Origin of the sequence: Gordonia malaquae NBRC 108250, from assembly GCF_000344135.1 — a bacterium.
GTDB classification, from domain to species: Bacteria; Actinomycetota; Actinomycetes; order Mycobacteriales; family Mycobacteriaceae; genus Gordonia; species Gordonia malaquae.
The window spans coordinates 136487-160751 of sequence record NZ_BAOP01000005.1; the positions used below are offsets into that span (position 1 = coordinate 136487).

The 24265-nt window shown below is 67.3% G+C and carries 20 protein-coding genes; 11 read left to right on the forward strand and 9 right to left on the reverse strand.

Translation table 11 applies throughout. The features are described from left to right. Positions 1–3: 3 nt before the first annotated feature. Positions 4–918, reverse strand: a complete 915-nt coding sequence (locus tag GM1_RS05325) for an HpcH/HpaI aldolase/citrate lyase family protein (protein ID WP_008377142.1) — start codon at positions 916–918, stop codon at positions 4–6. A gap of 87 nt (positions 919–1005) precedes the next feature. Here GM1_RS05325 and GM1_RS05330 point away from each other — a divergent pair, with 87 nt between their 5' ends. Further along, positions 1006–2175, forward strand: a complete 1170-nt coding sequence (locus tag GM1_RS05330; RefSeq protein ID WP_157435829.1) for a polysaccharide biosynthesis protein — start codon at positions 1006–1008, stop codon at positions 2173–2175. Here the strand turns inward: GM1_RS05330 and pgfA are convergent. Continuing rightward, positions 2172–3242 carry a cell envelope lipid trafficking protein PgfA gene (gene pgfA, locus GM1_RS05335; protein WP_008377145.1) on the reverse strand — a complete coding sequence of 357 codons (1071 nt, stop codon included), beginning with the start codon at positions 3240–3242 and terminating at the stop codon, positions 2172–2174. The genes GM1_RS05330 and pgfA overlap by 4 nt on opposite strands. Before the next feature lie 38 nt (positions 3243–3280). Here pgfA and GM1_RS05340 point away from each other — a divergent pair, with 38 nt between their 5' ends. Further along, positions 3281–4435, forward strand: a complete 1155-nt coding sequence (locus GM1_RS05340) for an acyltransferase family protein (protein WP_040519541.1) — start codon at positions 3281–3283, stop codon at positions 4433–4435. Here GM1_RS05340 and GM1_RS05345 read toward each other — a convergent pair. Both GM1_RS05345 and GM1_RS05350 read right to left on the reverse strand, forming a co-directional pair. Next, positions 4333–8700: an alpha-(1->3)-arabinofuranosyltransferase domain-containing protein gene (locus tag GM1_RS05345; RefSeq protein WP_008377148.1), complete on the reverse strand. Its 4368-nt coding sequence runs from the start codon at positions 8698–8700 to the stop codon at positions 4333–4335. The two genes, GM1_RS05340 and GM1_RS05345, sit on opposite strands and share 103 nt — an antisense overlap. A 4-nt stretch (positions 8701–8704) precedes the next feature. Then, positions 8705–8908: a DUF2613 domain-containing protein gene (locus tag GM1_RS05350; protein WP_040519543.1), complete on the reverse strand. Its 204-nt coding sequence runs from the start codon at positions 8906–8908 to the stop codon at positions 8705–8707. A gap of 97 nt (positions 8909–9005) precedes the next feature. Here GM1_RS05350 and GM1_RS05355 point away from each other — a divergent pair, with 97 nt between their 5' ends. The 3 genes from GM1_RS05355 to ctaD all read left to right on the forward strand — a co-directional run bounded on the left by GM1_RS05355 (position 9006) and on the right by ctaD (position 12659). After that, positions 9006–10181, forward strand: coding sequence for a glycoside hydrolase family 3 N-terminal domain-containing protein (locus GM1_RS05355; RefSeq protein ID WP_008377152.1), 1176 nt, complete (start codon positions 9006–9008; stop codon positions 10179–10181). Between the two features lie 25 nt (positions 10182–10206). After that, a complete protein-coding gene (locus GM1_RS05360) occupies positions 10207–10815 on the forward strand; it encodes a TetR/AcrR family transcriptional regulator (protein WP_008377154.1) in 609 nt (202 codons plus the stop codon). 185 nt (positions 10816–11000) lie between these two features. Then, on the forward strand, positions 11001–12659 hold the full coding sequence (ctaD, locus tag GM1_RS05365; RefSeq protein ID WP_052005326.1) for an aa3-type cytochrome oxidase subunit I: 1659 nt from the start codon (positions 11001–11003) through the stop codon (positions 12657–12659). 59 nt (positions 12660–12718) lie between these two features. Here ctaD and GM1_RS05370 read toward each other — a convergent pair whose 3' ends face one another. Both GM1_RS05370 and GM1_RS05375 read right to left on the reverse strand, forming a co-directional pair. Further along, positions 12719–13600, reverse strand: coding sequence for a MaoC/PaaZ C-terminal domain-containing protein (locus tag GM1_RS05370; protein WP_008377159.1), 882 nt, complete (start codon positions 13598–13600; stop codon positions 12719–12721). After that, positions 13600–14961, reverse strand: coding sequence for a 3-oxoacyl-ACP reductase (locus tag GM1_RS05375; protein WP_040519544.1), 1362 nt, complete (start codon positions 14959–14961; stop codon positions 13600–13602). The genes GM1_RS05370 and GM1_RS05375 overlap by 1 nt, the downstream gene beginning before the upstream one ends. 155 nt (positions 14962–15116) lie before the next feature. On the opposite strand from GM1_RS05375, the gene GM1_RS05380 reads away from it, so the two are divergent. The 3 genes from GM1_RS05380 to GM1_RS05390 all read left to right on the forward strand — a co-directional run bounded on the left by GM1_RS05380 (position 15117) and on the right by GM1_RS05390 (position 19178). Next, positions 15117–16451, forward strand: a complete 1335-nt coding sequence (locus GM1_RS05380) for an acetyl-CoA C-acetyltransferase (RefSeq protein ID WP_040519545.1) — start codon at positions 15117–15119, stop codon at positions 16449–16451. A gap of 267 nt (positions 16452–16718) precedes the next feature. Then, positions 16719–18338 carry a VanW family protein gene (locus tag GM1_RS05385; protein WP_040519585.1) on the forward strand — a complete coding sequence of 540 codons (1620 nt, stop codon included), beginning with the start codon at positions 16719–16721 and terminating at the stop codon, positions 18336–18338. Between the two features lie 63 nt (positions 18339–18401). After that, positions 18402–19178 carry an SDR family NAD(P)-dependent oxidoreductase gene (locus GM1_RS05390; protein ID WP_040519586.1) on the forward strand — a complete coding sequence of 259 codons (777 nt, stop codon included), beginning with the start codon at positions 18402–18404 and terminating at the stop codon, positions 19176–19178. Between the two features lie 89 nt (positions 19179–19267). Here the strand turns inward: GM1_RS05390 and GM1_RS05395 are convergent, their stop codons facing one another. Continuing rightward, on the reverse strand, positions 19268–20728 hold the full coding sequence (locus GM1_RS05395; RefSeq protein WP_008377168.1) for a malate:quinone oxidoreductase: 1461 nt from the start codon (positions 20726–20728) through the stop codon (positions 19268–19270). Positions 20729–20820: 92 nt separating this feature from the next. Between GM1_RS05395 and GM1_RS05400 the strand changes: the two genes are divergently transcribed. Both GM1_RS05400 and GM1_RS05405 read left to right on the forward strand, forming a co-directional pair. Beyond that, a complete protein-coding gene (locus tag GM1_RS05400) occupies positions 20821–21720 on the forward strand; it encodes a LysR substrate-binding domain-containing protein (RefSeq protein WP_040519587.1) in 900 nt (299 codons plus the stop codon). Positions 21721–21743: 23 nt separating this feature from the next. Then, entirely contained in the window at positions 21744–22256 is a 513-nt protein-coding gene (locus GM1_RS05405; protein ID WP_008377172.1) for a glycine cleavage system transcriptional repressor, read from the forward strand. 61 nt (positions 22257–22317) lie between these two features. Here the strand turns inward: GM1_RS05405 and GM1_RS05410 are convergent, their stop codons facing one another. Beyond that, the gene (locus GM1_RS05410) at positions 22318–23532 is read right to left on the reverse strand and encodes an MFS transporter (protein WP_008377174.1); all 1215 of its coding nucleotides are present in this window, start codon (positions 23530–23532) and stop codon (positions 22318–22320) included. A 91-nt stretch (positions 23533–23623) separates the two neighbouring features. Here GM1_RS05410 and GM1_RS05415 point away from each other — a divergent pair, with 91 nt between their 5' ends. After that, positions 23624–23947 (forward strand): ArsR/SmtB family transcription factor, encoded by a 324-nt coding sequence (locus GM1_RS05415; RefSeq protein ID WP_040519546.1) that lies wholly within the window; start codon positions 23624–23626, stop codon positions 23945–23947. 110 nt (positions 23948–24057) lie between these two features. On the opposite strand, the gene GM1_RS22265 is transcribed toward GM1_RS05415, so the two are convergent. Continuing rightward, positions 24058–24222: a hypothetical protein gene (locus tag GM1_RS22265; protein ID WP_008377176.1), complete on the reverse strand. Its 165-nt coding sequence runs from the start codon at positions 24220–24222 to the stop codon at positions 24058–24060. Between the last annotated feature and the right edge of the window lie 43 nt (positions 24223–24265).

Sequence of the window (24265 nt, forward strand, 5' to 3'; positions counted from 1 at the left end):
AGCTCAGAAGTGGTAGGTGTCTGTCGGTGCGGGAGAATGATCCGAGATCCCGTAGTCGTTCGGCACGATCTGGTATGCGCGTGCCAGGTCGAGGATCTTCGTCGCACGTGCGATGCGCGGGAGGTCCGAACCGTTGCGGATCTCTCCGCCGTCGGCCTGGAACTCGGTGAAGAACTCTCGCGCCCAGTTGATGTCGTCCAACGACGGTGACAGACCCTCGTTCACCGCGGCACACTGGTCGGGCGTGAGGCAGATCTTGCCGGTCATGCCGAACTCGGAGCTGACTGCGGTGGCGTCACTGAGCTTGTGCGGGTTGGAGCCCACGGTCGGGCCGTCGATCGCCGACGGAAGGTTCGCGGCCTTCGCGGCGATCGTGAATCGCGAACGCGCGTACGCCAGAGTCATCGGACTCTCGCCGAAGCCGGTGTCGCGGCGGAAGTCACCGATGCCGAATGCCAGGCGGAACGTGCCCTTGGCCGACGCGATCTCGGTGATCCGCTCCAAGCCGCGTGCGGTCTCGACCAGTGCGACGACGGGGATGTTCGGAAGCCGCTTCGCCGTCTCCGTCACGTGATCGACGGACTCGACCATCGCCAGCATCACGCCGCCGATCGACGTCGGGGCCAGTGCCTCGATGTCGGCGGCCCACCACGGAGTGCCGAACCCGTTGATGCGGACCCAGTCCGAATGGCCGTCCTCCATCCAGCGCACGACGTTCGCACGAGCGCTGTCCTTGTCCTTCGGCGCCACCGCGTCCTCAATGTCCAGGACGACGATGTCGGCCCGCGATCGAGCCGCGGCCTCGAATCGATCGTGCTGGGCGCCGTTCACGAGCAGCCAGCTGCGCGCCAGTACCGGATCGATCCGGGATCCGACGTCGGCGGGATCGGGCTCGTGGAATGGTTCGGAGTCGTACATGTCAGGTGAAGGGCCTACTCGTGCGGTGAAGGTCGGTCAATGCAGTCGATGAAGTCTACCCTCACCAGACCCGGCACACTGGTGGGCATGGTGCGGGCAGTCGGGGCGGTGACGGCGGGGACGCTGCTCGCGAATCTCCTGGCCTACCTCGTGCAGGTGCCCGCGAGTCGTGCGCTCGGCGCCGACGGTTTCGGCGAGTACTCGGTCCTGAGCGCGGCGATGCTGATCCTCTCGGTACCGGCGCTCGCTCTGCAGGCGATCGTCGCTCGCGAGGTCGTCGCCGGGACGTCTCGGCGACGGTTGCGGCGTCTGATCGGAAGCGTCGCCGTGGCGGTCGCTGCAGGGTCGGTCGTCGGCGTCGCCGTCATGATGCAACTCGCGCACACGTCGCTCGCGTCGACGACCGCGGCTTTGCTGGCCGCTGCCCCGCTCGCGGTCGTCGCGGGCGGGCAGGGGCTCCTGCAAGGGACCGGGCGGTTCGGGGCCCTCGGCGCGGTTCTCGCCGGGGTGGGAGTGCTGAGGACCGTTCCCGTGGTGGCGGCCGTGTACGGAGGCCTCGGCCCGACCGGTGCACTCGCCGCCGGAACCGCCGGAACCGCGGTGGCAGCCGCGATGGTCGCCGGCGTCGCCGCACGAGACGGATACCGCTCCGACACGTCTGACCGGGCTCGAGTGTCGCTCAGCGACGTGTTGGCCGCGTCCGGAGTCCAATTCGTGATGATCGTCGCCGTGTCCGTCGACCTGTTGCTGTCACGCGCGGTGCTCTCCTCGTCGGACGCGGGTGTCTACGCGCTGGGCGCGGTCGCGACGAAGGCGGCGTTCTGGCTGCCTCAGGCGATCGGGGTGGTGGTGTATCCGCGGCTCGCCGATCCGATTCGCTCGTCGGACGCCCTGCGCCGGGCGCTCGTCGTCCTCGCAGGCATCGGGGTGTGTGTCATCGGCGCGGCAGCGCTCGCCGGACCTATCGTCCCCACGATCATCTCCGACGACTACCGGTCCGTGTCGACACTGATGTGGCTGTTCGCACTCACCGGAGCTCTGCTCGCGATCCTCCAGCTGATGCTGCTCGCGGCGATCGCCCGCAATCGTGCCCGCGGCGCCCTGCCCGCGTTCTGCGTCCTCGTGGTCGAAGTGGCCCTCATCGCGACCCTCGCCGACTCTGTCACGTCTCTGGCGGTGATTGCCGCGTCCTCCGCGGCGGCCGCCGTCGCGGTCACCAGTGCGTGGCTCCGTTTCGCGGAGTCGTCCGAGGCCTAGCTCCGCGCCGAACGGCGACTGATCACCACACCCGCGGCGATCGCGCCGACGCCGAGCACTCCGAGAACAATGGGCAGGACGACGGTGACAAGAGTGACCGGGCGCTGGCGGGCGGCTGCGGCGCCGGCGTCCTGCCGCGACTGACGATCGCCGGTCAGCGTCGACTCGATGTTGACCAACCGGAAGTCGCGCAGCTCGCGCGACCGGGCGGCGAGGGCCGGGGTGAAACGGAACTCCTCGGAGATGTGGACGCGCTCGTCGACGATCACGCCGGTCGCTACGTCGACATACAGGTCGCGCACCGAAGAATGATGCAGCGTGGCAGTCAAGGGTTCGTCGGGTGCGACCCCGCGGAACGTTCCGAACCACGAGGCCGGACGGGTCACGACGGCGCGGGTGTCGAATTGCGACAGGTCGGTGTCGGAGACTGTCGCGGTGAAGTGGGCGGTGTTGCGGCCGTCGACGGTCTCGTTGCCGGTGTGGGCAAGGGGGACCGATCGGCGAGTCGTCACGTCGAAGTATCGCGGGAAGGTGAGCTCGAAGTCGTATGGCAGAAGGTAGGTGAAACCCGTCCGGTCGGGGATCGACACCGCGCCCTTCTTGTCGTCGAACTGGATCTCGGACGCGTCACCGGTTGGCAGTGCGGTCATCCGGTCGATCGTGACCCTGTCGATCGTCGCCGCCAGGGTCTGCTCCTCGCAGACGTCCTTCGCCTTCACCGACTTCCCGTCGACGATGTAGTGGTCGACGCCGAGCGATGTTCCGGCCTGCAGCGTCACCACGTCGGCGTCCGACGGACGGACGGCGACGATCCGGCGCCGCTGCTGCACCTGCGCGTCGAGGACCCGCGCGGTCGGGCGGTCGAGAGAACACCGATCGAGGACTCGCGACCCGTCCGCCCCATCAGCCACCCAGGTGGCGTCAATGTCGAGGCGGACGGCGCGGAACCGGTCGCCGACGACCGGTCCCAGCGCGATCGCCGCCGCCACCAGCAGCGCGCCGAGGAAGAACGCCGTCGGAGCCAGCAGATCACGTGTCGTCCAGCGAGGCGTGGGGGTCTCGGCCATGCTCCAGACCGTACCCGGGCGCTAGTGTCGGTCAGGACATGAACGCCACCGCGGACTCACCTCGGCTCTTCTACCCGCAGCTCGAAGGCATGCGGGCGGTTGCCGCGCTCGGCGTCCTCACCACGCACGTCGCATTCCAGACCGCGACGCTGGACGTCCCGATCATCGGCCCGATCCTCGGGCGACTCGATCTCGCCGTTGCGTTGTTCTTCGCGCTCAGCGGTTTCCTGCTGTGGCGTCCGTACGCGGTCGCCGCGCGTACTGATGCACCACCGCCTGCGGTCGGTCGGTATCTGCGGCACCGATTCGTCCGCATCTGGCCCGCGTACGCGGTGGTCGTGATCGCGGTTCTGCTCCTGGTGCCGCAGGCTCGCGGTTCGTCGGCCACCGTGTGGATCGCGAACCTCACACTCACGCAGGTGTTCGTTCCCCTGACGTTGGCTCCCGGACTCACCCAGATGTGGAGCCTGTCCGTGGAAGTGGCGTTCTACCTGCTGTTGCCGGTGTTCGGCTATGCATTGATCCGGATGCGCGGACCTCGGGCGCGACTTCGCGTTCCGGTGTTGCTCGGTGTGGCCGCCCTCAGCCTGGCGTGGGGGCCGGTGGCCGGACTCCTGCCGCTGCAGGCCGGGGTCGAACCTCACAACTGGGTGTTCGGTCATCTGCCGTGGTTCGCTGCCGGACTCATCCTCGCCGAACTCTCGGCGTCTGGCGTCGATGCGCGCTGGTCGGCCAACCGGCCGGTCATGTTCGTGGTGTTCGTCGTGGCGTACGGCCTGGCGTCGACGCCGATCGCCGGTCCCGTCGGCCTCGCTCCGATGTCCGACGCCCAGTACGCGGCGAAGATGCTCCTCGGCGGCATCGGGGCGTACGCGGTCCTCGCGCCGCTCGTACTGGGCGATGGCAGGTTCCGATTCCTCGACTCGCCGGTCATGGCGGCTCTCGGACGATGGTCGTACGGCATCTTCGTCTGGCACGTCGCGATTCTGGCGTCGGTGTTCGGCTTGTTCGGGATCGCCGCGTTCGACGGTCATTTCGTCACCGTCTGGCTCCTCACAGCTGTCATCACGGTGCCGGTGTCGGCGGCCGGTTACGCCTTCGTCGAAGAACCTCTCCGGCGGGCGCTGAAGCGTCGCGAGGGCAGGACCGCCGAGGTCACGGCGGTAGAGACGGCGACGATCGCCGCCAACTGAGGAAGTGCGTCGTACCCGGCGTACACCGCCCCGGAGTTCCAGGGACCTGTCGCGAGGGCGACGGTCGCGATCAGCATGGCGGAGAACGTCACGACCACGCGGACGGGGGGTGTCACGGCCGCTGCGATCAAACCCGCGACCACGGCCGCCGCTGCGCCCCACGGACCGGTGAGCAGGTACGCGGCGATCAGAGCGACGGCGAGGGTTGCTGGGATTCGTGCCGGGTGCCGACGTTTCGACTCGGACTTCGCTAGCGCTCCGTCCGGCTCAACGAGCAGTGGGGAGGTCTCCGTGCGCGCTTCGATTGGTTCGACGGGCAGGGGGGAGGCCTCCGCGCGCGTTTCGTTCGGGTGCGGGCGCTTCGACTCGGACTTCGCTGGCGCTCCGTCCGGCTCAACGAGCAGTGGGGAGCGGAATCGGCGAGCAGCGGCGGCGATGAAGAGGGCGGCCACGAGCAGGAGACCGAGGAGAAGCGTCCATCGATAGGGAGTGTCGAGGTCGAAGGTCAGCGCCACCGTGCCCGCGGCGCCCGCGGGAAGCAGCCATCCCTGCTGCCAGCCGTTCACGACGATCGGCGTCAGTTCCACTCCGCCCAGTCGTGCGTGCCATCCCGGATTGGTACTCTCCGGCACCGACAGGACTCGGGCGGTGCCGGCGGCGTCGACCTTCACCTCACGCTCGGTGGCATCCCATCGCCCGGTCTCCGCCGGGGTGCTGACGCCGACGGCGTCGGGGCCCGCACGCAGGTCCACCGAGTCGACGGTGAACGCGTCGCCCGGATTCACCGACACCTCTTGCTCGCCCGCGGCGAGATGTACTCCTGGGCCGGGGCACGGGGTCGCGACGATTGGTTCCCCGTCGCGCAGCGCACGCGCGGTCGTCGACACCTGAAGGCGGTGAACCTCGCCGCCCGCCGACAGTCCCATGCCGAGCGGCCCCGCCGGGTCGGTACCGCATCCGATTTCGATAGGACGGTCCACGTCCGGAACGGCCGATCCGGTACCGGGCAGGACCGCGATCTCGGCGATGCCGGGCGGCGACTGCCGAGCGAAGCCGAGGTCGTTGACATCGATCAGGTCGGTCGTCTTGGTGACGGTGACCGTGATTCGGTCGGTTCGTGCCGGGGTCAACGGCACAGCGCCGTCTCTGCCGACGGACACTCGCTGCGGCCCGGTCCCGAGGTCGACAGTCACGGAGGTCGGAGTCGCGGGGTAGTCGCCGGGGCCGGAGATCCGGAGTGAGGAGACCGTTCGCGGCTCGGGCAAGCGCAACACCAGATGCGGCTTGGTCGTCTTCTTCTTGTCCTTCGCCTTGTCTGCGGGCGCCGGAGCCTCCGGGGCAGTCCACACTGTCGTCGGGTCGCCGTCGACGGCCGCCGCAGCGGTCCCTCGCGGATCGGTCACGCTCGACGCGCCCTCGGCTCGGATCTGTCCAGGCACCTCGAGAAGATCGGTGAGCGTGCCCCCCGGCCGAGGGCGCAGGATCACCGTCGGGGTCACGTCGGTGGCAGACGGCACCGACAGGGCGCGACCGAAGACGCCGGGCGACTCCGGATCCAAACCGAGCGCTGGAGCGCAGCGGACACGGTCCCCGACGGACGTGCACTCGGACCGTGAGCCCAACTCCGATGACAGCACCCACTCGTTCACCCGGTCGGCGGCGTCCAACGAAGGCAGCACCACGCGGTGCCTGATCGAGTAACCGAGGCCGGTGCCCGCGTCGGCCACCCGGACGTCGGCGACGGCGAACTGGTTGCCTCCTCCACCGTCCGAAGTTCGGATGGCGCGGATCTCCACTCGCTTCGTCGGACCGGCGGGAGCGACGATCCGCGTCGGTTCACCCGGCGTCACACCGGACACGACAGTGCTGCCCGCGTCGGTGGTGACCAGCAGCGACGTGACGTCCGGACCCAACGCCTTGGCCGTGGTCACCGTCAGGGCCAGGTTGCGGTGTGCTTCGGTGAACTCGATTGCAAGCCATCGTCCGACTGCAGACTCCAGGCCGCGACTGACCCATGCGGTGCGCGTGTCGCCGTCGAACGCGGCTGCCGCCGACGATGCGGGCGACGTCCGACCGGGCTGGGTCGCGTCCGCCGCGGACCCCGACGACGACACCCGCACTCGATCCGGCGTGTTGTTCAACAGCCACTGGCCGTAGACGAGTGACGCTCCGTCGACCGGGTAGTCGGCGGCGGCGTTCTTCGTCAGACGTGGATCGTCGATACCGCGGATGGCCGACGAGTGGTCGTCGACCCTCCCGAAATCGGTCTCTCGGTCGGCCGGGGTGTCGGTGACGATGAGGCCCGGACCGTCTCCGACTCCGGCTCTGCGCGCGTCCGAGGAGAGCAACGCGGTCCCCAGCGCAGGCCTTCCGTCGCGAGTGCGCGCCTCGTTGATCGCGGCGAGCGACTCGGAACCCCCGGTGACACGCGGAATGCTGTCGAGCGGGGTCAGCAGCGGGCCCGTGCCGCGCGCGTCGCCGACGCGGTAGACGGTGATCGCGGGCATCGGTGGGCGCAATCCGTCGTCGACCACGATGCCGTCGATCGTCGGAGGCGCGACGTCCGGCCCGAAGCGCGCCGCGACGGTGATGCCGGGAGACCTGCGCAATGCGCCGGCGACCACCAACGGGCGCGCCGACCGGGACGTCGCCGGGTCGAGGTCGGCACGCAGGACGATGAATCCGACGCCCTGGGCGGTGAGGGTGTCGGCGAGGGCGGTCGACCCGCGACCCGATGTGAGGGTGCGCTGCACCGAGTCCATCGCACGGATCGCGCCCGGCGGGGTCAGCGGGATCGCATCGCGGACCGCCCACGGGGTCGACCCGAGCGCCTGCAGAGGTTCGTCACGGGTGAGGCCCCACACCTGGTCGGCGAATGGGGCTCCCGGCACCACAAGAGTGCGGACGCCTGCGGCGTGCGAGTCGAGCCAGTCGGCGGTCTGCTGCCAGTAGTCGGGGATCGCGCGGTAGCTCGACGCGGGAGCGAGCCCACCCGTCCAGGCCAGCGAACCGGACCCGAACACGGCGACCGCAACCACCATCAGAGCTGCCGCGGGTCTGCCCCACCCGTTCGACGCCGACGGCTTCGCCAGCAGCGATCGAACAGGAACTCGGGCCAGCAGGTGGGCGACGCCTAGGGCGAGGGGAAGTCGGATGAGCGGGTCGAATTTGTGCACGTTGCGCAGTGCGGCGCCGCCGCCGTCGAGGAAGGTTCGGACGCTCTCGGCGATCGGGGAGCCGAGCGCTCCGGGATAGCCGAGGCAGATTGCGAAGAGGCCGGCGCACAGGATCGCCAGCCATCGGCCGCGGTCTGGCATCGCGCGCATCGTCAATCCGGCGAGGCCTGCCGCCGCGAGGACTCCGGTCGCGATGACGGCGGCGGTCTGAGACACCAGGACGGCGCCCGCTGCGCGCTCGGCGGACACGAAAGGTGTCCACGACGACGTCCCGCGCAGGACCTCGGTGAGAGACGTCCACTCGGTGGTGACCTGCGCTGATTCGATGAAGTCGAGGAAGGGCGGTGAGACGCGAGAGAGCATCAGCAGGGGAATGATCCACCAGAGGGACGCCGCAGCCAGACCGAGTGCCCACCAACCGCCGAACATCAGTCCGGTGCGACGCCCACTGCGGGGAACGGTCGCCGCGATCCACCACAGCACGGCCACGCTCACCGCGGCGACGGTTGCGACGGCGTTGACCGCGCCCATCAGCGCCACCGCACAGGCCGACCGTGCTGCCTCCTGCCACAGCGGCCGCCCGGTCGTTCCGCTACTCGAACGCCGCCGATCCTCGAGCGCACGGATAACCGGCAGCAGCACCCACGGTGCGAGCATCATCGGCAGAGTCTCGGACGAGATCGTTCCAAGCGTCGTCACCACGCGGGGCGCCGCGACGAACATGGCGGCGGCGATCAGCCGAGAGCACGGGGAGCCGATCCGCAGGGCTTCGGCGAGCCGCACCACGCCGATGAATCCGGCGGTCAGCAGAACGGCCCACCACAGTCGTTGGATCACCCACGGTGGAAGGTGCAACAGGTCGCCGACGGCGAAGAACGCACCGTGCGGAAACAGGTACCCGTACGCCTGGTTCTGGATCTGGCCCATGGGCATGGTGGGCGACCACAATGCTGTAACGCGAGCCAGAAAACCGATCGGATCGGCGGTGAGGTCGAATTTGGTGTCTGGGGCGACGCGGCCCGGCGCCTGCCAGAACGACAGGACGAGGAAGACGACGCCGACCACGCACGTGCCGCGGCGCGTCAGCACACGATCAGGAATTGTCGCTGGTGGATCCGCCGCGTGTGCCGTACTCGACGGAGCCCTGGACGAATCCGTCCTGCCCGTTGACGCTGTTGATGTCGGTCGACGGCTTCGTCTCCGACGCGAGCACACCGCCGAGGAAGACGCCGCCGATGCCGACGATCACGCCGGCGACCGCGGCGAGGGCACCATAGATCAATCGGTCGCGAACCATGCCGCCCAAAATACCATCCTCATCCGTCCGGACGACTGCTCCGCGAGCCGGCGCATGTCGACGGCATCGGCGCGGTGTCGCGTGCGAGACTGTCGTCATGCGTGGATCTCGTTCACTTGTCGCCGTTCTGACCGCCGCGTCTCTGCTCGCGGTGTCGGCGTGTTCCGACTCGCCGAACTACGCAGTGTCGTCGCCGAGTCCGACGACGACGAAGCAGACCTCGTCGAAGGTCACGTCCACCTCGGCGGGCCCGAAGTCGTGCGGAAGCGACGAACTCGCATCGTTGACGTTGCGCCAGAAGCTGGCACAGCTGCTCGTCGTCGGAGTGGCCGACGCGGCCGACGCGAAGCAGGTCGTCGAACGCGAGCACCTCGGCGGCATCTTCATCGGCAGCTGGACCGACATGTCCATGCTCAGCGACGGTTCGGCGAAGAAGCTGTCGGACGCACAGGACATTCCGCTGATGGTGACAGTCGATCAGGAGGGCGGGCGCGTGAGCCGCCTCGCGAAGCTCGGCATCGACATGCCGGCTCCGCGCGAACTCGCCAAGACGAAGACGCCGGAGGAAGTCCGCGCGATGACCAAGGCGGCGGGCAAGAAGATGAAAGCGCTGGGCATCACAGTCGACTTCGCGCCGTCGGCCGACGTCAGCGATGAGCCGGACGACGAGGTGATCGGTGATCGGTCGTTCTCGAACGATCCCGCCGTCGTCGCGAAGTACGCGGGCGCCTACGCGCAGGGCCTGCTGGACGCCGGGATCATGCCCGTCTACAAGCATTTCCCCGGACACGGTCACGGTTCGGGCGATTCGCACACGGGGACCGTCCGGACGCCGCCACTGAGCGAGCTGATCACCAGCGATCTCGTCCCCTACAAGACCCTCCTCAAGAACCCCGGCAACGTCGGCGTGATGGTCGGTCACCTCATTGTGCCCGGTCTGACCGGACCGGACACGCCGTCGAGCATCAGCCCGGCGACCATCGGCATGCTGCGCAAGGGAACTCGCTACGGTGGCGTCCCGTTCGACGGTGTCGTGTTCTCCGACGACCTGTCGGGCATGAAGGCGATCAGCGACAAGTTCCCGATCGACGTGGCGGTACGGAAGGCGATCAATGCCGGGTCGGATGTCGGGCTGTGGCTGTCGACCGACAAAGTCTCGGCAGTACTCGACTCGCTGGAGAAAGCCGTCGAGTCGAAGAAGTTGAACCGCAAGCGGATCGACACGTCGGTGCTCCGTATCCTCAAGGCCAAGGGAGTGATCACCTGCACCTGAACTTACCGAGTGGTAAGTTAGGGGTATGGCCAGCGGAACGAAGCGGCTGCCTCGCGCGGTCCGCGAGCAGCAGATGTTGGACGCGGCGATCACCGTGTTCGCCGAACACGGATTCTCCGACAGTTCGATGGACGCCATCGCTGCGCAGGCCGAGATCTCCAAGCCGATGTTGTATCTCTACTACGGCTCCAAGGACGAGTTGTTCGCCGCGTGCATCGCCCGCGAGTCCGGCAGGTTCATGCAGTCGATGAGTGCAGGCTTCGATCCCGAGCTGCGCCAGCGAGACCAGGCACGCATCCTGGTCCGTGAATTCCTGCGGTTCGTCCACGAGAACGCGCAGTCATGGCGGGTGCTGTACCGCGTCTCTGTGGGCACCGCTGCGTTCGCCCACATCGTCACCGAGAGTCGGAGCGGTGTCACCGCGATGATCACCGACCTCATCCGCCGCGGAACCACCGTCGAGGGCGCCCGCGACGTCGATTTCGAACTCACCGCAGTGGCGCTCGTGGGCGCGGGGGAGGCCGTCGCCGATCGGATGTCCGACGGCGACGTCGACCTGGACGATGCCACCGATCTGCTGCTGGGCATCACGTGGCGCGGTCTGCGCGGTGTCGGCTCCCACGCCGACGACTGACCGCGTACACAACCTAAGTCCCCTCGCCCGCAAGGGCTTTCGATCCCGACAGCAGGCCGTTGCGGCCCTGTGTGCGCGTCGTTTCCCTTCGTAACGTCTGAGCTGCGAGATTTCTGCTCGACCATCGGGTTCAAGGGGACGAAGTGACAGACACCGTCGAGGAACGGAAGGCTCCGGCTGCGGCCGTGCGGCCGACTGCAGGAGCCAGGCGTGCGCCGGGCTCTCTGCTGTATCGAGTGCTGACGACGACCGATCACAAGATGATCGGCCTGATGTACCTCTGGGCGTCGGGAGGGTTCTTCGCCGTCGGTGGTCTGATGGCTCTTGTGATGCGGCTCGAGCTGGCGATGCCCGGTCAGTCGTTCGTCTCGAACGAGCAGTTCAACCAACTGTTCACCATGCACGGCAGCATCATGCTCCTCCTGTACGCGATGCCGTTCGCCTTCGGCTTCGCCAACTACTTCGTTCCGTTGCACATCGGTGCCCCCGACGTCGCGTTCCCCAGGCTCAACGCGCTCGGATTCTGGCTGTTCCTGTTCGGCGGCCTGGTCGTCGCCTTCGGACTGCTCACACCCGGCGGCGCAGCAGACTTCGGCTGGACCGCGTACATGCCGCTCGGCGACGTCACGCATTCACCCGGACTCGGCGCCGACCTCTGGTTCATCGGGGTGGCGGTCGGCGGGATGGGGACGATCCTCTCGGCGGTCAACTTCGTCACGACGATCGTGTGCCTGCGAGCGCCCGGGATGACGATGTTCCGGATGCCGGTGTTCACCTGGAACATCCTCGTCACGAGTGTCTTGATCCTGCTGATCTTCCCGCTGCTCGCCGCGGCGGTGATCGGTGTGGAAGTCGATCGGCAATTCGGTGCGCATCTGTTCGATCCGGCGAACGGCGGCGCGATCATGTGGCAGCACATGTTCTGGTTCTTCGGGCACCCCGAGGTGTACGTCCTCGTGCTGCCCTTCTTCGGCATGGTGTCGGAGATCGTCCCGGTCTTCGCGCGAAAGCCGCTGTTCGGGTACTCGGGGTTCGTCTACGCGACACTGTCCATCGCCGCGCTGTCGATCGCGGTGTGGGCACACCACATGTACGTCACCGGCGCAGTCCTGCTGCCCTTCTTCGCGTTCATGACCTTTTTGATAGCCGTGCCGACGGGCGTGAAGATGTTCAACTGGATCGGCACCATGTGGCGCGGCAACCTGACGTTCGAGACGCCGATGCTCTTTGTCGCCGGCTTCATGGTCACCTTCCTGTTCGGCGGCCTCACCGGCGTGTTGCTGGCCAGTCCGCCGCTGGACTTCCACCTCTCCGACACCTACTTCGTGGTCGCGCACTTCCACTACACGATCTTCGGATCGGTGGTCTTCGCCGGCTTCGCGGCACTGTACTTCTGGTTCCCGAAGATGACCGGCCGGATGCTCGACGAACGCCTCGGCAAGATCCACTTCTGGACCATGTTCATCGGCTTCCACATGACGTTCCTCGTCCAGCACTGGCTCGGCAACGCGGGCATGCCGCGGCGGTACGCCGATTACCTGCCGAGTGACGGCTTCACCGTGCTCAACATGGTGTCGTCGATCGGCTCGCTGATCCTGGGCGTCTCCACACTGTTCGTGGTCTGGAACATCTTCGTCTCCTGCCGAGTCGGTGAAGTGGTCACCGTGGACGACCCCTGGGGATTCGGCAACTCCCTGGAATGGGCGACGACGTGCCCGCCTCCGCGCCACAACTTCACCGAACTGCCCCGGATCAGATCGGAACGTCCAGCCTTCGAACTGCACTATCCGTTCATGGTCGAACGCATGCGGGCCGAGGCCCATGCCGGCCGCAGACACGGCTGAACGCGAAACGCGCCTCCTGCTCGATGAGCGGGAGGCGCGTTTCACGGGTCGACGTCGACTCAGCCGATTCGTCGGACGGTACCCGTCAGGTGCGGGTAGCCCTTCTTGCGGTTGAGAACCGAAACGTCGTAGCCGCCGTCGGCATGTGACGCGTACGCGTTCACCTTGGCGGGCAACAGGATCGGCTTGCCGAAGCGCACCGAGTAGACGACTGCGCCGGGCAGCGCGCCCTCGATGTTCGCCAGTGACGCGGCCGCCGTCCACATGCCGTGGGCGATCGCCTGGTTGAACCCGAAGGCCTTGGCCGTGACGTCCGCCATGTGGATCGGGTTGCGATCGCCGGACGCTTCCGCATACTTGCGGATCAGTCCGAGATCCACCGACAGCACTCGGTCAGGCGACGGTGCAGCCGTCTCCTTGGGCGCAGGTCCGCGTTCGCCGCCGGACAGGCTGGTGCGCTGCTGCTTGAGGAACGTGCTCGTCTGCCGCGCGACACGCTCCCGCCCGACGAAGAACTCCGAGATCATGTCGACCAGCAGGCCCTTGCGGTGTTCGCGCAGGTTCTCCGCATGCGTCTCGATGGTCAGCGGCTCGTCGACGCCGATCGCCCGGAACCGTTCGATCGTGTTCTCGATGTGCACCGAACCGATGGCACCCAACGGGAACTTCGGGTCCACCATCGCTGACATCGCCAACGGGAACTGCAACACGAACAGGTACGTGACCGGAACCGTCGATCCGAACGGAAGCCCCGTCGCGTGGCAGTAGTCGGCCAGCTGATCGAGGTCGATGCGCACGTTCTCGATGCGGTGCACGGTGTCGGGGACCACGGCGTCCGCCGAGACCCGCGCGGGCTTGCCGATCACCGGCAGCATCGCTGCGACGGCTTTCGGGTAGATCTGCGCAGGCCCAGGCAGGGACGTGTAGGTGACTGTCGACATCAGGCGCCCAGGAGGCTCTGACCGCAGACGCGGACCACGTTGCCCGTGACGGCGTTGCTGGCCGGGTTGGCGAAGTACGCCACGGTCTCGGCGACGTCGACGGTCTGACCGCCCTGCTGCAGCGAGTTCATGCGACGACCCACCTCGCGGGTGGCGAGCGGAATCGCGGCGGTCATCGCGGTCTCGATGAAGCCCGGCGCGACCGCATTGATGGTGATGCCCTTCTTGGCCAGGATCGGGGCGTAGGCGTCGACCAGGCCGATGACGCCCGCCTTCGACGCGCCGTAGTTGGTCTGGCCGCGGTTGCCCGCGATGCCCGCGATCGACGAGACGTCGATGACGGCGCCGCCCTTGCGGAGCGCGTCGCGCTCGACGAGCTCGTTGACGAGGGTCTGCGGTGCGATCAAGTTGACGCCGATCACCGAGTTCCAGCGGCCCGAGTCCATGTTGGCGAGCAGCTTGTCGCGGGTGATGCCCGCGTTGTTCACGATGATGTCGAGGCCGCCGTGGCGTTCGAGAACGTGCTCGGCGACCTTCTCGCCCGCATCGGCTGCGGTGACGTCGAGGGGGAGCGCGGTGCCGCCGACACGATTGGCGGTCTCCGAGAGGGCCTCGCCCGCAGCGGGGATGTCAGCGCAGATGACGTGGGCGCCGTCGCGCGAGAGGACCTCGGCGATGGTCGCGCCGATGCCGCGTGCGGCACCGGTGACCAGGGCGACCTTGCCTTCGAGCGGCTTGTCCCAGTTCGCGACCTTGGTGCCGTTGGCGTCGCCGACGCGGATCACCTGGGCGTCGACGTACGTGGACTTGGCCGACAGCAGGAAGCGCAGGGTCGACTCGAGGCCGGACAGGCCGGTCTTGGCCTTCGGCGAGACGTAGACGAGCTGTGCGGTCGCGCCGTTGCGGAGCTCCTTGCCGAGCGAGCGGGTAAAGCCCTCGAGCGCGCGCTGAGCGATCTGCTCGTCGGGTCCCGCGGTGAGCTCAGGGGTGGTGCCGATGACCACGAAGCGTGCGGAGTTGCCCGCCGAACGCATGACGGGGGTGAAGAACTCGAAGAGCTGCTCGAGCTCGGCGGCCTTGGTGATGCCGGTGGCGTCGAACACTGCGGCACCGAGCTTGTCTGCGCTGCGACCGCCGGTGTTGTTCTCGACGAGCGTGTAATCGTCACCGGCGGTGAGGATCTCGCGGATCGGTTCGACGAGGCGTCCCTGTCCGCCGAGGAGCACGGGGCCGCCGAGTGCCGGTGCGGAAGGCGAGTAGCGGCGCAGGTGCGGCGGCTGAGGGAGGCCGACGCGGCTGGCGATGAATCCGCCGGGGCCGGAGTTGACGAAAGACGAGTAGAGATCGGTGTTGCCTGCCACTGCGGGCTCCTTCAGTAGTCGAAGAGTCGATTCGAGGTCTGCCGGTGACAATAAGTGCGTCTGGCCGCTGCGTGCACCGGTCAGCACCTGTGACGTTCACCGCATACCGTCGAGGTCGACATCGAACTTACTCTGGAGTAAGAATGATGACAACAATGGTCCCCGAGTATTCAGGAGAACCCGTGGCATCGTTCACGCCCCGCAAGCCGGAAACCCGTCAGCTGCGTCCCGTCGCGATCGTCGGCGGCAACCGCATCCCGTTCGCTCGCCAGGACAAGGCGTACGCGACAGTCAGCAACCAGGAGATGTTCACCGCAGCACTCCAGGGTCTGGTGAGCCGTTTCAACCTGCAGGGTGAGCAGCTCGGCATGGTTGCCGGCGGCGCCGTGCTCAAGCACTCGCGTGACTTCAACCTGATCCGCGAGTCGGTCCTCGGTTCGGGCCTGTCTCCGTACACGCCCGCCTTCGACCTGCAGCAGGCGTGTGGAACCGGTCTCCAGGCGATCGCCGCCGTGGCCGACGGCATCGCCTCGGGTCGCTACGACGTCGCGGTCGGCGGCGGCGTCGACACCACCTCCGACGCCCCGATCGGCGTCTCCGAGGACATGCGTCGCCAGATGCTCGAAGTGAACCGCGCCAAGAGCACCCCGGACCGCATCAAGGCCGCGCTCGGTCTCGTCGCCAAGCTCGGCATCGAGATCCCGCGCAACGGCGAGCCCCGCACCGGTATGTCGATGGGCGAGCACGCCGCGATCACCGCCAAGGAGTTCGGCATCAGCCGTGCCGACCAGGACGAGTTGGCGGCCGCCAGCCACCAGAAGATGGCCGCTGCCTACGATCGCGGCTTCTTCGACGACCTGATCACCCCGTTCCACGGCCTGACCCGCGACGAGAACCTGCGTCCCGGATCGACCGTCGAGAAGCTCGCCACGCTCAAGCCGGCGTTCGGTGTGAGTCTCGGCGACGCGACGATGACCGCGGGCAACTCGACCCCTCTCACCGACGGCGCGTCGACCGTGCTGCTGGCGAGCGACGAGTGGGCCGCGGAGAAGAAGCTTCCCGTCCTGGCTTACCTGGTCGACACCGAGACCGCGGCCGTCGACTACGTGAACGGCCCGGACGGTCTGCTCATGGCGCCGACCTACGCCGTCCCGCGTCTGCTCGAGCGCAACGGCCTCACCCTGCAGGACTTCGACTTCTACGAGATCCACGAGGCGTTCGCCTCGGTCGTCCTGTGCACCCTGCAGGCATGGGAGTCGGATGAGTACTGCCGCGAGCGCCTCGGCCTCGACAAGGCGCTCGGCGCCATCGACCGCAGCAAGCTCAACGTGAACGGCTCCTCGCTGGCGGCCGGTCACCCGTTCGCGGCCACCGGCGGACGCATCATCGCGCAGGCCGCGAAGCAGATCAAGGAGAACGGCGGCGGTCGTGCCCTCGTCTCCATCTGCGCCGCGGGCGGCCAGGGCGTCACGGCGATCGTCGAAGGCTGACATCCATCGCACAGGCCTCGGACCCTCGTGAAAACGAGCGGTCCGGGGCCTTCTGCGTGCCAAGCGGAGAAATCTTCCCGGAAGGTGTAACGCCGCGGTCACCTGGACCTATAGACAAGATAGCTCCGGCTGAACCGCCAGACCCCCGACCCGGCGGTTCAGCCGGAGTTCTGTCTTCCGCCTAAGATCGTGACTGTTGTGAGTTCATCGGTGAAGCGTCGTGTCGGCGCACGGGGATGGATCGCGCGAGGACTCCTCGCCGCGATCATGCTGACAGCTCTCGTCTTCGCATTCGACTACGCCCTCGGCCACGGCAAGACAGCTCGTGGTGTGCAGATCGCCGAGTTCGATCTCGGCGGGAAGTCGGACGACCAGGCCCGGGCGATCCTCCAGCAGATCTCCGTCGTCGCGCACGGGCCGATCACCGTCCGCACGGACTCGGGTTCGGCAGCGATCGACCCCGCCGAGTTGGGCGCCTCCTTCGACGTCGAGGGCACGCTCGCTCGACTCAAAGAACAGCCCGCGAATCCGTTCACCCGCCTCGCTGCGCTCTTCGGAGCGCATCGTGATGTGGCACCCGTCGTCGACATCAACCGCGCATCGTTCGACAAGGCGCTCGATGCCCGCCGAACCACGCTCGAGAAGGCGGCCGTTGAGGGCGGCGTCCACTTCGACGGCCTGCGTCCGGTCGCCGACTACCCGGCCACCGGGATGCGGATCGACCGAGACGCCGGAGTGATCGCGGTCGGAGAGCACTGGCTGGAGGGCGGCCCGCTCGACCTCGCGATGGAGCCGTTCTCCCCGACAGTCGCCCGGGCCACCGTCGACGCCACCGTCGCCGACGTCGCGCCGCAGGTCACGGCGTCGCCGCTCCGGCTCAAGAGTCGGGGACGGGACATCATGCTGACACCTCGAGAACTCGGGTCGGTTGTCACGTTCGTCGCCGACGGCAAGGGCGGCCTCGTCCCACATGTGAAAGCGGCGGACGCCGAGAAAGTGTTGTCCGCGCGTACCGCTCGCACCGAGAGTGAACCCGTCAGCGCGACGTTCCGACTGGTCGGCGGCGCTCCAAAGGTGGTGCCGTCCGTCGAAGGCGCGAAGGTGGACTGGACCAAGACGGCCGACGCGATCGCGTCCGCGTCGATCGCCGACACCCGGACGACAGACGTCGAGTACACAGTCTCCAAGCCGAAGCTCACCACGTCGGCGGCGAAACGGCTCGGTGTCACCGAGATGGTCTCCGAGTTCACCACCGGCGGGTTCAGCGGTCCGTCGGGCGAGAACATCCGGATAGTCGCGGAGAAGGTCGACAGGGCCGTCGTCCTTCCAGGAAAGACGTTCTCCCTCAACGGGTACACCGGTCCGCGTGGCTCGGCACAGGGCTACGTCGAGTCGGGGATCATCGACCACGGCAGGCCGTCCACCGCTGTCGGAGGCGGCATTTCGCAGTTCGCGACGACGCTCTACAACGCCGCGTACTTCGCCGGCCTGCAGGATGTGGACCACACCGAGCACGCCTACTACATTTCGCGGTACCCGGAGGCTCGTGAAGCGACGGTCTTCGAGGGTCTCATCGACCTGAAGTTCAAGAACGACACCAAGTACGGCGTCTTCATCGAGACGCAGTGGTCGTCGTCGAGCGTGACCGTCCGACTGTGGAGCACCAAGACGCGCGACGTCGAGTCGATCACCGGTGACCGCACCTTGCCGACGTCGCCGGAGACGGTGACCGTTCCGCGTGGCGACGACTGCATCGCCAGCAGTGGGCTGCCCGGCTTCACCGCGTCCGACACTCGCGTGATCCGCGATCACCGGACCGGACGTGAGATCAACCGGCACACGCGGACCGTCCGATACGCACCGGAGCCCGTCGTTCGCTGTCGTTGATCTGTGGAACGTGTTCCACACCCGGCCTGTGGGTGGGGTCACCGATTGGTTATGCTCGCGAACATGGACATCACTGGAGCAAGTGCAATCGTTACCGGCGGCGCGTCGGGCATCGGCGCGGCGGCTGCCCGTCGTCTCGCGAACCGCGGCGCCAAGGTCGTCATCGCCGACCTCAAGGCAGAAGACGGCGAGGCCCTGGCGGCCGAGATCGGCGGCGCGTTCGTCAACGTCGACGTCACCAACACCGAGCAGATCGAGGCGGCGATCGCCAAGGCTCTCGAGCTCGGCCCGCTGAAGGCCGTCGTCAACTCGGCGGGTGTCGGCTGGGCGCAGCGCACCATCGGCAAGGACGGCGAGTACTCGTCGGCCCACGACCTCGAGCTGTACAAGAAGGTCATCGGCATCAACCTCATCGGCACCTTCGACGTCGTTCGCCTCACCGCCACCGCGATGAGCCGCAACGAGGCCGGCCCGTCGAACGAGCGCGGCGCCATCGTCAACCTCGCGTCGGTCGCCGCATTCGACGGCCAGATCGGCCAGGCCGCCTACTCGTCGTCGAAGGGCGGCGTCGTCGGCATGACCCTGCCCGTCGCGCGTGACCTGTCGGCAGTCGGCATCCGCCTGAACACCATCGCCCCCGGCCTGATCGACACCCCGATCTACGGCACCGGCGAGGCGTCGGAGGCCTTCAAGGCGAAGCTCGGTGAGAGCGTCCTGTTCCCGAAGCGCCTCGGTGTGCCGGACGAGCTGGCCTCGATGGTCGAAGAGCTCATCACCAACTCGTACATGAACGCCGAGGTCGTCCGCGTCGACGGCGGCATCCGGATGCCCCCGAAGTAGGACTCCTTCCTGCTCTTCGAGCGCAGTCGAGAAGTTTCGTCCGCCAGTTGTGTCACGTATGTGGTCACAACTGGCGGACGAACTGCGTTTCAGATCAGACGAAGGGCTCTGGCCGTGTCCGTGGTCACCTGCTCGACGTCCTCGTCAGTCCACTGTTCGACGGCGAGTCCGGGCACGGCGTCGGCCATGACCGTCGCCCAACGATGCGACCACTCGTCGGGAAACGTCCTTTCCAGCATCTCGAGCATGATCGGCGCCGCCGTCGACGCTCCAGGCGATGCGCCGAGCAGGCCAGACACTTGCCGGTCGGAGCTGACGATCAGTTCGGTCCCCTGCTGTAGGACGCCTGCGGACCGCGGGCCCGGTGTGACGAGCTGTGCGCGCTGTCCGGCAGGGATCATCGTCCAGTCCGTGTCGCGTGCGTCTGGGAAGTACTGCGTCAGCTGGGAGAACCTCTTGCGGCGGCCGGCGAGGAGCTCGGAGACCAGGAAGCGGATCAGCGGCCAGTTCGTCGCGCTCGCGGACACGACGGTCCACATGTTCCGCGGATGCAGGGTGGTGAAGAAGTCTGTCAGCCGCCCGTGCTTGAGCAGTCGGGTGCTGAACGTGGCGTACGGACCGAACATGAGGTAGTCGCGTCCGTCGACTGTCCGGCGGTCGAGATGCGGCACCGACATCGGTGGCGCGCCGACAGGCGCCTGCCCGTAGACCTTGCCGTCGAGACGGGCAACGACCTCGGGACGGCCGCACCTGAGGAACGCCGCGCCGACCGGCAACACGCCGTATTGACGGACATCATCGACTCCGGCCCGCTGCAGTTGGCGCAGCGCCTGTCCGCCTGCGCCGACGAAAACGTGACGAGCGCGGATGCGGAAGCGGCCTGAAGGGCTCCGACCGGTGACGACGACCCCGGCGTCGGTCGTCCGTCTGATTCGATGGACGACGTGTTCGAGGAGGACCGACGCGCGGGATGCTCCAAGGAGTTGCGACGTCAACGCACCGAAATCGACGTCGGTTCCGCGCGGGTGTCGTGTCGCGGCGACGCGGCCGAGAGACCTCCCGTCGGTCACCAGCGGTGCCCACCCCGCGAGCACGGCCGGATCGTCGGTGAACTCGAGCTCTCGGAACAACGGGTTGCCGCGCAGCGTCGAGTGTCGCCGGCGCAGGTACTCGCTGTCTGCGTCACCGAAGACGACGCTCAAATGGGGACTCGTCCGGATGAACCTGTCCGGTTCGACAGCGCCTGCCGCCGCTAGCGAGGCCCACCACTGGCGCGTCAGGAGGAACTGTTCGGCGACGCTCGCAGGCTTCGAGTCGTCTGTCGGGTCGGGCATGTAGTTCAGCTCGCAGAAGCCGGAATGTCCGGTGCCCGCGTTGTTCCACGGGTTACTGCTCTCGTCCGCGACCTGGTCGGCCGCCTCGAGGACGACGACCGACCATGCAGGCTCCAGAACACGCAGCATCGAGGCTAGAGTCGCGGACATGATTCCGGCGCCGACGAGGACGACGTCTCCGGCGGGCAGATCGACGGGTGCGGTGCGGGTTCGCATGAGTTCTCCTAGCTCGTGACCGGTGATGACTCGATACTTCTGCCCCCCTGATCGATCCGTCCAATGTGCAGATGGAGAAGTATCATCCGAATATGCATGAATGGACGCGGGACTTCGCGCCGCTGCTGAGAGCGTTGACGGCGCTCGACGCCCACGGCGAATCGATGACGGTCGCCTCCGAAGCACTCGGCGTCTCACAGAGTTCGATGAGCAGGCGGCTGCATGCGCTCGAGGAGCGGTTGTCGGTTCCGCTCCTGGTGCGAGAGGGCCGAAACGTGCGCCTGACGCCTGCTGCCAGATCTCTCCTCGATGACCTTCGGCGACCGTTGGCCGAGGTGGAACGGGCGCTCGAACGCGCAGCGAGCGACGGTGACGCTGAGTCGGGCCGGATCCGGTTCGGATTCCCGCTGACTATGGGCTCCGGCGACGTTCCGGAGGTGCTCGCTGCATTTCATCACCGGAATCCGCACGTTCATCTCCAGCTCAAGCAGGCGCACGGCGCGGAGCTGATCGCCGATCTGCGTGCGGGCGAACTCGATCTGGCGATCACGATCCCACCCGCCGACGAGACGGCGCATGTACTCATCGGGTCGCAGGAGATCGTGGTCGCTACGTCGGAGCGCCACTGGGCGGCGCAGCGGGACCATGTCTCGCTCGACGAACTCGTCGATGAGGTCTTCATCGCGAATCCCGAGAACTTCCACCTTCGGGCAGCGACGGTCGAATGGTGCGCGTCCGTGGGATTCGCGCCGAACATAGCTGTCGAGATCACCGAATTCGCAACGATCCGAGAGCTCGTCGAACGCGGGCTGGGTGTGGCCCTGCTACCACGCGCGGGACGTCAGACGCCGGGTGTCGTCGAGGTGCAGGTGCGGCCGCAACGCCTGCAGCGCGACATCGGCCTCGCCTGGGCGTCGACCATCCGAACTCCCGCAGTCGACCGACTGAGCCGGTTCATCGAGGAGAACCTGCCGGTGCGCCCGCCCGCGTGAGGAATCATCGATACTCTTCGTGCATGCGGAATCTCGTGTTGTCGGTGATCGGTGACGATCGGCCGGGTCTGGTGTCGGCGCTCTCGGATGCGGTCGCGTCCAACGGCGGAAACTGGGAGCGCAGTCAGTTGGCTCAGCTCGCCGGAAAGTTCGCAGGCATCGTGGTGGTGGCGGTGCCGTCCGACCGGGCTGACGGCTTGATCGAGGCGGTCACCGGACTCGACGGACTGCTCGAAGTGGCCGTCCATTCGGGAGACGTCGCCGCGTCGCGAGACGGTGACTGGGATTCGCTGACGATCGCCGTGCTCGGCAACGACCGCACGGGCATCGTGCAGGAGTTGTCCGCCGCACTCGGCGCCAGCGGGGTGACCATCGAGAACATGACCACCGGCACTCGAGAGGCGCCGATGGCGGGCGGGATGCTCTTCGAGGCCGAACTCCACGTGATGGTGCCGCCGAGTGTGGAACTCGACGCCGTTCGTGCCGACCTCGAACGGATCGCAGCCGAACTCCTCGTCGACCTGGACCTCAACTGAACAACTTCGGCACTCTCTGCCGCGCATAGCGCGGCAGAGAGTGCCGAAGTTGTCGCAGATGCTAGCGGCGCGCGCCGAGCGTGCCCATGACGGCCGCGCCGAGGCAGGCGACCGAGATGGCTCCGGCGAACCAGGGGAACACTTCGGCAGTGCCGTACTGGGACGCGAGCGCGCCCGCGATCACCGTGGGAATGCCCATCGCGAGATATCCGAGCAGGTAGTACGCGCTCATCACGCGGCCGCGAGCATCTGCCGGCGTCACGTCGTTGAGGTGTCGGAGCGACCCGCCGAACGCGAGGCCGAAGGCCACTCCGAGAGCGATCGAGTCGACCAGCACAAACGCCGTGGAACCGGTGTTCAGAGCCCATACTGCGCCGCCGAGCGACACGATCATGCCGATGTGCCCGACGACCGCGGACGTGCGAGGGTCGAATCGGCCACCGACCCACTGGGAGACGGCGGATGCCGCGGCCATCACGGCGACCACGATCCCGACGAAGATGATCGACGTGTGCCCGGTCGAATGCTGAGTCAGGGCGGGGTAGAGGCTGAGGAACACGCCGAGCACCGACCACGCACTGAGGATGCCGATGCCGGAGAACCAGAAGTCGGCGAGCATGGGAGTGGGCACGGACGGTTTCTGGATCCGGATGCGGGCACCGGTCTTCTCGGTGTGCGGTTCGATGAGGACGATGACGGCCACCAGCATCACCGCCACCACAACACCGACGATCGCGAACGGGATGCGCAGCGGGTTGGCCGCCCACTGGGCCGCTGCGGCCGCGCCGAAGACGGTGATCGCGATGCCCACGTTCAAGGCCACGCCGCTGAGCATGCCGTTCCGGGCGCCGCCGTGCGGACGGACGTCGAGCAGTGCAGCGCCTGCGACAACCGTGATGGCTCCGATGGCGCCGCCGTGCAGGAAGCGAGCGACGATCAACTGCCATTCCGAGGTCGCGATCAAGAACAGTCCGAGGCCGCCCAGGATCGCGAGGAGCGCGGTGATCAGCACCGGCTTGCGCCCGACTGCATCCGAGATCGGTCCGACGGTGAGCGCCGAGCCGAGGGCGCCGATCGCGTAGACGGCGAACACGATGGTGATCGACACCGGGCTGAGGTGCCACTCCTGTTGGTAGATCGGGTACAGCGGCGACGGCAATCCGGAGACGCCGAGCGCGAGAGCCAGGAGTGCGAGGAGGAGGGCGAACGACCAACGCTGCGGATGAACCGTGGTCGACGGCGAAGGAACGCCAGTCCCGGTGACAGTGGCAGTCATGGCGACCTCCGAGTATGTTTGACGATTATCGAACGGTTCGAGACTATACGAGTGTTCGATGTTCATCGAACTAATTTCTGGGGAGTCGACGATGACGAGCAGTGACACCGCGACGGCCGAGCCGGTCGCCGATCTGCACGCCGTGCTGTCCGCTCTCGCCGACCCGGTGCGCTTGGAGATGGCGCGTCGCCTGCAGCATGTCGATTCGCTGTCGTGCTCGGAGCTCTACGACACGGTCACCAAGGCGACCGCGAGCCATCACTTCAAGATCCTTCGGGAGGCGGGAGTGCTGCAGCGCCGAGCCGCCGGGCAGAGTGCTCGATACTCCTTGCGGTCGGACGACGTCGAGGCCGCGTTCCCGGGACTGCTCACAGCAGTCCTGTCGGCCGCCGACGTCGATCGCGGCGCCGACTGACACCGTCCGCGACGCACTCGAACCAGAACGGCGTTCCCGACCCCGACTCTGGAGACGACGCTGCCGTCACCATCCCCCCGTTGGATGATGACGGCAGCGTCAGCGTCGGGTCAGCCCAGGCTCCCGTTGGGCCTCACCGAGTCTTGTGTCGATCCAGACGAGTGTCCGGCGTCTCCCTCCAGCGCCGGACCCGTCACCACCAGAATCACCAGCGCTATCGCCATCACGATTACGGCAGCGAGCTTGAGCAGTGAGAGCTGCAGGCTTCTGGTCATCGTGGTGGTCCTCAAGGCTGGTGTACGTGGCGTTCGGCGGTCG

Coding starts and splice junctions, on each gene's coding strand:
- GM1_RS05325 (WP_008377142.1), bottom strand. CDS start 918: ATGTACGACTCCGAACCATTCCACGAGCCCGATCCCGCCGACGTCGGA.
- GM1_RS05330 (WP_157435829.1), top strand. CDS start 1,006: ATGGTGCGGGCAGTCGGGGCGGTGACGGCGGGGACGCTGCTCGCGAAT.
- pgfA (WP_008377145.1), bottom strand. CDS start 3,242: ATGGCCGAGACCCCCACGCCTCGCTGGACGACACGTGATCTGCTGGCT.
- GM1_RS05340 (WP_040519541.1), top strand. CDS start 3,281: ATGAACGCCACCGCGGACTCACCTCGGCTCTTCTACCCGCAGCTCGAA.
- GM1_RS05350 (WP_040519543.1), bottom strand. CDS start 8,908: ATGGTTCGCGACCGATTGATCTATGGTGCCCTCGCCGCGGTCGCCGGC.
- GM1_RS05355 (WP_008377152.1), top strand. CDS start 9,006: ATGCGTGGATCTCGTTCACTTGTCGCCGTTCTGACCGCCGCGTCTCTG.
- GM1_RS05360 (WP_008377154.1), top strand. CDS start 10,207: ATGGCCAGCGGAACGAAGCGGCTGCCTCGCGCGGTCCGCGAGCAGCAG.
- GM1_RS05370 (WP_008377159.1), bottom strand. CDS start 13,600: ATGTCGACAGTCACCTACACGTCCCTGCCTGGGCCTGCGCAGATCTAC.
- GM1_RS05380 (WP_040519545.1), top strand. CDS start 15,117: ATGGTCCCCGAGTATTCAGGAGAACCCGTGGCATCGTTCACGCCCCGC.
- GM1_RS05385 (WP_040519585.1), top strand. CDS start 16,719: ATGCTGACAGCTCTCGTCTTCGCATTCGACTACGCCCTCGGCCACGGC.
- GM1_RS05390 (WP_040519586.1), top strand. CDS start 18,402: ATGGACATCACTGGAGCAAGTGCAATCGTTACCGGCGGCGCGTCGGGC.
- GM1_RS05395 (WP_008377168.1), bottom strand. CDS start 20,728: ATGCGAACCCGCACCGCACCCGTCGATCTGCCCGCCGGAGACGTCGTC.
- GM1_RS05400 (WP_040519587.1), top strand. CDS start 20,821: ATGCATGAATGGACGCGGGACTTCGCGCCGCTGCTGAGAGCGTTGACG.
- GM1_RS05405 (WP_008377172.1), top strand. CDS start 21,744: ATGCGGAATCTCGTGTTGTCGGTGATCGGTGACGATCGGCCGGGTCTG.
- GM1_RS05410 (WP_008377174.1), bottom strand. CDS start 23,532: ATGACTGCCACTGTCACCGGGACTGGCGTTCCTTCGCCGTCGACCACG.
- GM1_RS05415 (WP_040519546.1), top strand. CDS start 23,624: ATGACGAGCAGTGACACCGCGACGGCCGAGCCGGTCGCCGATCTGCAC.
- GM1_RS22265 (WP_008377176.1), bottom strand. CDS start 24,222: ATGACCAGAAGCCTGCAGCTCTCACTGCTCAAGCTCGCTGCCGTAATC.